This is a genomic window from Vibrio sp. B181a (assembly GCF_030248375.1).
Lineage (GTDB): Bacteria > Pseudomonadota > Gammaproteobacteria > Enterobacterales > Vibrionaceae > Vibrio > Vibrio campbellii.
In genome coordinates, this window is record NZ_JAHGAD010000111.1 from 1 (window position 1) to 7,666 (window position 7,666).

Below are 7,666 nucleotides of genomic sequence, written 5' to 3' on the forward strand. Positions count from 1 at the left end.
TGCCATGTCGAAAGCGCATGGTTTTACCACACAGTGGACAAGGCGCGGTGGGTTCCACAACTTTGGGTAGGTTGATTTGCAGCTCACCCGATTTCACCTTGCTGATAATCGCGCGCACAAACCCCTCTTGGTTTTGCATAAACGCTTCTAGGGTGGTGGTTTTGTTGGCAATGCCTTCAAGTGCTTGCTCCCAAACCGCCGTCATCACCGGATTGCTCACCTCATTAGGCAGCGCCTGAATGACGCCGCGCCCTGCCGCGGTGCTGAGCAGTTTCTTGCCTTTGGCTTCAATAAATCCGCGCTTTTTCAGGGTCTCGATGATGGCCGCGCGCGTTGCTTGGGTGCCAAGTCCGGCGGTCTCTTTTAAGATGGCTTTAAACTGAGCGGGGATGTTGTCGCTGCGCGCAATGTTAGCCATCGCATCAAGCAGCGTGCCTTCGGTGAACGCCGCCGGTGGCGTGGTTTTCTTATCCACCACGTTGACATCAGAAAGCGTGACAGATTGACCGATAGTCAGGGACGGCAGGGTTTGGTTGGCACTCGCTTCGCGCTTCCCTTTCCCCTCGTCTTTTCCCTTTTCTTCGTCACCACAGGTGACCACACGCCAGCCTTTGACACGTTCAACTTTGCCAGAGGCTTTAAAGCGGTGTACCCCACACTGCAGTTCAATACTGGTCGCATCATCCTCCGCATAAGGGTAGAACTGCGCTAGATAACGCTGCACACCGCGATGTAGACATGACGCTCTCGCTCACTGAGCTCAGCCAGTTTGGGCGTCTTTGCGGTAGGAACGATGGCGTGGTGCGAGCTTTGAGCGACCTTCTTATCGTTCCAGCAAGCGCTTTGCAGTGCTACATCGACGCCGTGACACATTGACGCAAACGCACTCTCTGAGCTGAGTGCATTGACAACCTGGCTCACTTCCCCTTGCTGACTGGTTGGTAAGAAGGCGCAATCGGTGCGTGGATAGGTGGTTAACTTGTGTTTTTCGTACAAGGCCTGCGCCGTATCGAGTACCTGCTGAGCGGTATAGCCGTATTGGGCTGACATCGTTTTTTGCAGTGTGCCTAAGAAAAACAGCGCGGGGTGTTTGGCTTTCTGGCGCTTGGTATCAAACGTACTCACCAGCGCGGGTTGTCCCTGGCACTGCGCTGCCACTTGGCTTGCCGCATCACGCGAGAGGCAACGCCCAGATTCATCACCAAGCGCTTCTGGCACTTGCCACTTAGCATCAAAGCCTGCTTTCGCCACCACGTCATAAAAGGGCTTAGAGACAAAATTGGCAATCGCGACGTCTCGCTCAACCACCAAGCGCAGCGTCGGCGTTTGCACGCGCCCCACTGACAACGCGCCGCGATACCCCACTTCACGCCCTGCAATGGAGCACAGCCGTGTTAAGTTCATGCCCAGCAGCCAGTCGGCTTGGCTGCGGCCAAGACCCGCCCAATAAAGCGGCTCATGCTCACTGCCTGGTCGTAAGCTCGCCAGCCCCTTGCGAATGCTGGCTTCATCCAGCGCACTTAACCACAAACGAGAAACGCGGCCGGTGTAACCGACATAGTCTAAAATCTCACGAGCAATCACCTCCCCTTCACGGTCTGCGTCAGTGGCGATGACCATCTCACTGCAGCTCGCGAGCAGTGTTTTAATGATGTTGAACTGCTTTTTCTTGTCACTGGGCACCACCATCTGCCACTGAGATGGCACGATAGGCAGCTGCTCATAAGACCATGCACCACTGAGCGAGGCATCATAATGCTCTGGGTCAGCCTGAGACAGAAGATGCCCAAAAGCCCAGGTGACAACATCGCCATTGCCACGCAGCGCGCCGTCGATTTTTTCATGGCAACCTAAGACGTTGGCAATATCACGCCCTTGTGAGGGCTTTTCACATAAAAACAGACGCATTTAACTCACCTCCGCCAGTCGTTCGGATAACGTGACCACGTCACCGGGAATGGATTGACGAATGGCGCTGACCAATCCATCGCGCGCCAACGCTTCATTGTGGTAAATCTCATCCGTCTCGGCCTCTTCTCTTGCCAGGCGAACGTCCACACGGTCGATGTGCTCCGCCGCCCCAACGATGCGATAACCATAAAACTGCGCCAACAACGCACTGAGTCTGACGGCGCCAAGGCGCACGCCAAACAGCGCTTCCGCTTGCAGCTGGATGTACACCGCCGGCACCATCGGATGCGCCGTTTCTTGAGTGACGTTATTGAGCAGTGGCAATGGCCGCACCACCTGCTCAATGGGATTAAAGAGTTGATAAGCGTGCTTAGTCATCGCATACCTCCTGTGGGATTTTCAATCGGCGCACATCTCGGCGAACGTTTTGCAAGGTGCGCTTTTCTTTTTTTGGCGTGGACGAGACGATTAATCGTCCGCGCAAGTACGGCGAACAGATAGCAATGTGACCACTGCCTGCTGAGCCAAAGACAAACTGAGTAATGCCCTCTTCTTCGAGCAGGCGACGAACTAATAAATGCCAACGTCTCATGTTGCCTCCGCTTTACTGGCTAGCTGCTTTTTCACCCATCCAGGGGTGACCTTACTCAGCGTCATGCCGTCACGATTTCCAATCAAGGCTTGCTGAACTTGAGAGCAAAATGGCTCTTGCGCTTTCACGCCCAGCTCTGCTTGCACGAGTTGGTCCGCATCGCCACTTCGGCGCGCTCGCACTCGAAAACGCAGCGCGGCAATGGCGTTAGATAAATTCACCCCTTTCATCACCTCTCCTTATTTAGAGCTCAGGCTCAGATTGAGAAGGAAAATTTTTATTTGGCTGACGCGCTTTTAATAACACCGCATCCACGCGCTGCGCCATAATAGAAATGGTGGACGCGGTTAATGCCATGCCACTGACCATTTGACCGGGGTTATTTTTATCTTCCCAGCTGTCGATACGTAATTCCCCTTCAACACGAACACGCATGCCTTTTTGTAATAATTTACTCAGATGCTCGGCGTCACGCCCCCAATAACTGATGTCCACCCAAAAACCGCCTTTATCTTCATAAGGTTGGTCTGGATTATGGGTTTTAATTAATCGGTCGTATTTTGCATTGAATTTTAATAATGGTCTGGCTTCGCCATTTGAACGCTCATTGGCAGGTTGCCAGCGTAATTCAGGGGTCATGCCGATATTGCCATCAAAAATAAATATACCTTTTGCCATTGGTTTTTCTCCGGTGGATTGAATCAAGAGAAAATCTAGCAAAAAAGAAATGTAAAAATCTCAATTAGAATCGGTGAAAAAATAATTTTTCTAATTAAGATTATTTTAAAGTTTTCTGTTACACTGGCTAAAGTCTTGCCTCAAGATCCAAAAAAATAATCATTTATTGCAATTTGATTCACCAACATGATCGGCTTGGTTTAATATCCCACTGCCTCACCCTTTTGTTTTTCCCTTTCCCCTCCTGCCTCAGCTCACCATTATTTGATTCAAGTCAAACGTTGTCGCTCTGCTCCTTATATTAACCTTGATTGATTGCCTCAATGCCGTTATTTCTTTTAATGCCTCATTTATTTGGTGGCTGCCTCAACAAATATCGAAATCACGGCAATATTTCAGCCGTCCCCCCTCAACGCTGATTTTTAAAAATCACCATTGAGGGGGACTTGCATGCAGTAATTACATGGGTTAGCCTAATTTTGAGCCATAAAGATCGTCAATGTTGAGGTAACGACTTAACGCCTAACGCTGAGTTCACGAATAATGATTATGACGAATAGAAATACATCGAAATTCATTAATGATCTTTGTCGCGACGTTGATGAGATCCGGCTATATAAAAAAGCTCAGAGAGCGTCAAAAATAGATCATCTAAAGAATGAAATATTGATATTGCGGCAAGTTGGATTGAGCTATAAAAAAATCGCGGATTGGCTCAAAGTGCAACATGGTATTGTCATCAACGAGTCATCAATTCGACGTAGAGTTTCATTCAATTGGTGCGAAAATAATGACACGTAATAGCTTCTTAAATTCATTACTTGAGGCAATGCCTAAACCATTGAGTGTCAATGACACCGAAATTCACCATCGGAATAAGTCAAAGGGTTCACCTCTTGATAAGTATCGCTGTGAAATTCTTGCTCTGAGGCATCAATGTCACTGTTCTTATGGTGAAATTGTTCTTTGGCTCAAGCATAAAAAGAATATATCCATATCAAAAAAAACCGTTTACCAGCGCATTAAATACTGGAATGAGGTAACACGCGATGGTTCAAATAAAAACTAAAAAACGACATAAACTAGAAGATCAAACTTCGCGATTTTATTACTTTCACTATCAAGGAATTGGTCAAAGTAAGGTTCAGAAAGAAGGAAAGATCCATAGCTTTATGACCTTATTCCGTCATATTGAAGTAACTGCCAGAATTATGGATTCACTTGGTATAGGGAGAATCAAAAAGTTAACAAGTAGTGTCGCAAATAATTATATTGAATCCCGAAGAAACCAAATTTCTGCAAAGTCACTAAGAAATGAAAGAAAAGTATTACAACGGATTGTTGATATTTATGAGCCGGGAAAAAAAGTACTCATCCAAGGGGAATTACAAGAACGAAAGTGGGTAAATCGAGCTTACACATTTGAACAAGTAGAAAAGATCATGACGCATCAGCGTGAACGGATGCAGCTCTCTACAGCCATCGCCTTTTCTGCCGGACTGCGAGCTCAAGAGCTTTTAACCATAAGACGATTCGATGAGGTTCATCCGTCAAAAAGTCGAAAATGGCGTAAAGACCTATTTAAAGGAAGAGAGGGGGTTAAATACATTGTAAAGGGGAAAGGGGGACTAAAACGAGTCGTTATGCTCCCTAATGAACTCGCTGAAATTCTAGAGACCAAACGACTTCCCTCCCCTATCGAAGTGGAAGATCGTCGATGCAAAATTATCACTTATTACGATATTGCTGGCGGAAAAAAATTCAGCGACGCATTTAGTCAGCGCTCAAAATCTGTCTTAGGCTGGTCAAATGGCGCCCACGGCTTGAGATACAGCTATGCACAAGAACGAATGTCATACTCGATTTTCGATGAAACTTATAAAGATCGAAAAGCCATTGTTAGCCAGGAACTCGGCCACTTTCGAGAAGACATTACCACTCATTACTTATGCGCAGGTGCGCGTTAAAAACTTGGAAAAATCTTATGATTTCATCATCTCTTATCGAGCAAATCTTGCCACAACCTCAAGCTCCAGAAAGTCAACTGGAAGACATTGAGCATATTCTCATCACTCTCGCGACTCAAAAGCTAGGTTCATTAACAAAACTTGCTCTAGAATTAGGCATTGATGAACAACAACTCAAGGATTGGCTGAATACTTCTCAGCCTGATCTGCCTGAAACAATCAGTGATGCACTAGAAACACTCGTACTTGGAAACGAATATACGTCCCCCTCTTTACTCCTTGCAGTAGGAGGAGTAAAAGAAATGGGACACTGGCAGAAATTAATTGACGCACTAAGCAGTGACGCTTTGCATCGCTACCTCTTTGATGCCCCTTCGACAGGCATTACGCAAGACCGATATTTACTGTGTGAACGCCTACTTAAAGCGCTAATACACATTGGCATGAAGCTCCCTACAGAATTTCCTAAATCATTCCTTTTAAAAGATAGCGACTCATTTGATGAACTTGAGCATTTGATCGGCCACGATCCTTATGTAGTTACGCTATCTTTAGTGTTAGATGCAATGGTGAGCATGCAGAGTTACTACGTCGCATTCTTTGATGAATTACACAATGACTCTGAATATCCATTTGAATACAGTGTGGAATGGGAAGCTATTTTGGTTGATCTGGCGGTTTACCAAGCTTTAAAAGACGATCCTTTGTACCCAACACTAGGGCAGTTTCAACAAAAAACCATCGCGAATACTCACGCCTACATTGAAGCGTTAAAAAGCCATGCTCACCGACATCGCTTAGCGTTGCGTGCAGAACTTCTCCACCTAGTAACCAAAGATCACGAAGGTCTATACGACTATACCGAAGCTGAAATGATGGGGCTTTTCCCACCAAGGATTCACCCTGACATCTACGTCAATGAAATGATTGAAAGCCAACGTCTACTTCATAAAGTCTTGCCCGCTCTTTGTTTGAAGTGCGGCATGACGGAAGAAGAACTGCGTAATTTGGCAAAAGAGTAAAATAAGGGCGCTCTTAGACCATGCTTCACAAACTGAATCAGGAAAGAGGGCTTCCTGTCACCCTCTTCCCTGTCCAGCTCTAGTTTACTGCTTCGTAGACAACAAAATGAGCCAGAAAACTTGTGCTTTCATTCTGGTAGCGAACCTCACACAGTGAGTCTCGAACTAGCCATATTCCACACAAGAACGTTAGACACAGAACAATCAGTCCTGCGAGTGCTGTTTTATTTTTCGGCATTTTTGTTGCCTCCACAGTAAAAGAGGCGGTATAATTAAGCTGTCAAGCATAAACTAAGGCCTCGTTAAATGAAAGTTACTGCGCTAACAGTAACCGGATAACGGGGCTTTCGTTTGTCTGCCACAAGCAAATTGCTCAACGCTCATGACAAACAAGTCAAGAGCGCCCAAACAAATTCTACCACAAGCCTTTCAAATCACGAATGTTTGTTTCGTCCTGCTCAAGATTTTGCCAGTGGCAATGACGTCTGCCGGTAACGAATGCGGCGAGAAGACCAGGGAACGGGGTTTCCTTGATCATCTTTGAGTGGGCTTTTAACAAATGACCACCAATTCACGACATGGTGATCTTCTTTGGATAGGTAATTCATCGTAACTCCGAGCCCGACCGCAAGGTATGGGATCAAGCTGAGATTGACCATACTCATATCCAATTTGAATGGCAGCTCCTCGCCTTTAACATAGAAATACACCTCTCCCTGGACGTCCTTACCAAATTGAGATATTCGCGCCTGCAGCCCTTTTAGTTCACTCACATCTAATTCCTGAGAAATCCCACGCTATCAATATGATAACAACATTCTACGTATACTACGAACGCGGTAACAGAGACTAGACGTTGGATCACCATCGTGTGTATCAAACATACTTATTTGATACACCTACCTAGACTTGATAGCTGGCCGATTATCGCAGCTACCCACTTTCATGTTTGCTCAAACAACAAAGGGCCTTCACTTGATCGAGCAAGTGAAGGCCCTCTGCAAATCTTAAGTTTACGCCTTACGGCGACGTGATTTCTCACGAATTAATCATTCAAGCATGATTTCGGCTCGCCAGCTCACACGCTGACTGGTAGTAATGGAAATAAAGAATCGCTCCTTAAGTAAAGTCATTTGACGCGTTGATCCCCCTCAGGATCTGAACGCCAAGCAGGTCGAATGGCTCACAACAGGCTGTTGTAAAGTAGAATATAGCTCGCAGAAATAAGAGCAGTCGCATGGCGCAGTGGCCACATTGAATTGATGTAAACATCAATCAGGTAGATTGAACAGGCGCAAAGCCTGAGCAGTTTAGTGATGCATTCCAACTTCTTATCGAGTAAGAAGCCGCGACACGTTTCAGAACGCCATTTAAGGGGGATAAACCCCGTGTGCTTAATACTGTGTAGTCAGTATTCAACTACAACACCCTGATCGTATCACAAAAAATGGGCATTGGCAGACCCTTGCTGCAATCAAGATTTACCATCAACATTG

General features: G+C 46.4%; 8 protein-coding genes and 1 pseudogene. 2 read left to right on the forward strand and 7 right to left on the reverse strand.

The window, feature by feature from the left end:
- The 5 genes and pseudogenes from KIO97_RS27090 to KIO97_RS25745 form a co-directional block, all read right to left on the reverse strand.
- A pseudogene (locus tag KIO97_RS27090) lies at positions 1–1,908 on the reverse strand (DNA topoisomerase III); the annotation flags it as partial.
- Positions 1,909–2,289, reverse strand: a complete 381-nt coding sequence (locus KIO97_RS25730; RefSeq protein ID WP_285384330.1) for a hypothetical protein — start codon at positions 2,287–2,289, stop codon at positions 1,909–1,911. It lies immediately after the preceding pseudogene.
- A complete protein-coding gene (locus KIO97_RS25735; RefSeq protein WP_039977194.1) occupies positions 2,282–2,503 on the reverse strand; it encodes a hypothetical protein in 222 nt (73 codons plus the stop codon). The genes KIO97_RS25730 and KIO97_RS25735 overlap by 8 nt, the downstream gene beginning before the upstream one ends.
- Positions 2,500–2,733, reverse strand: a complete 234-nt coding sequence (locus KIO97_RS25740) for a hypothetical protein (RefSeq protein WP_086370776.1) — start codon at positions 2,731–2,733, stop codon at positions 2,500–2,502. The genes KIO97_RS25735 and KIO97_RS25740 overlap by 4 nt, the downstream gene beginning before the upstream one ends.
- A gap of 13 nt (positions 2,734–2,746) precedes the next feature.
- Positions 2,747–3,181, reverse strand: coding sequence for a single-stranded DNA-binding protein (locus tag KIO97_RS25745; protein WP_285384331.1), 435 nt, complete (start codon positions 3,179–3,181; stop codon positions 2,747–2,749).
- A gap of 1,049 nt (positions 3,182–4,230) precedes the next feature.
- Between KIO97_RS25745 and KIO97_RS25750 the strand changes: the two genes are divergently transcribed.
- Positions 4,231–5,148: an integrase domain-containing protein gene (locus KIO97_RS25750; protein WP_285384332.1), complete on the forward strand. Its 918-nt coding sequence runs from the start codon at positions 4,231–4,233 to the stop codon at positions 5,146–5,148.
- Positions 5,149–5,165: 17 nt separating this feature from the next.
- Positions 5,166–6,170, forward strand: coding sequence for a hypothetical protein (locus KIO97_RS25755; RefSeq protein WP_285384333.1), 1,005 nt, complete (start codon positions 5,166–5,168; stop codon positions 6,168–6,170).
- A 79-nt stretch (positions 6,171–6,249) separates the two neighbouring features.
- Here KIO97_RS25755 and KIO97_RS25760 read toward each other — a convergent pair whose 3' ends face one another.
- Both KIO97_RS25760 and KIO97_RS25765 read right to left on the reverse strand, forming a co-directional pair.
- Positions 6,250–6,408 carry a Hok/Gef family protein gene (locus KIO97_RS25760; protein ID WP_255984916.1) on the reverse strand — a complete coding sequence of 53 codons (159 nt, stop codon included), beginning with the start codon at positions 6,406–6,408 and terminating at the stop codon, positions 6,250–6,252.
- Positions 6,409–6,628: 220 nt separating this feature from the next.
- On the reverse strand, positions 6,629–6,943 hold the full coding sequence (locus KIO97_RS25765; protein WP_285384334.1) for a hypothetical protein: 315 nt from the start codon (positions 6,941–6,943) through the stop codon (positions 6,629–6,631).
- Positions 6,944–7,666 lie beyond the last annotated feature (723 nt).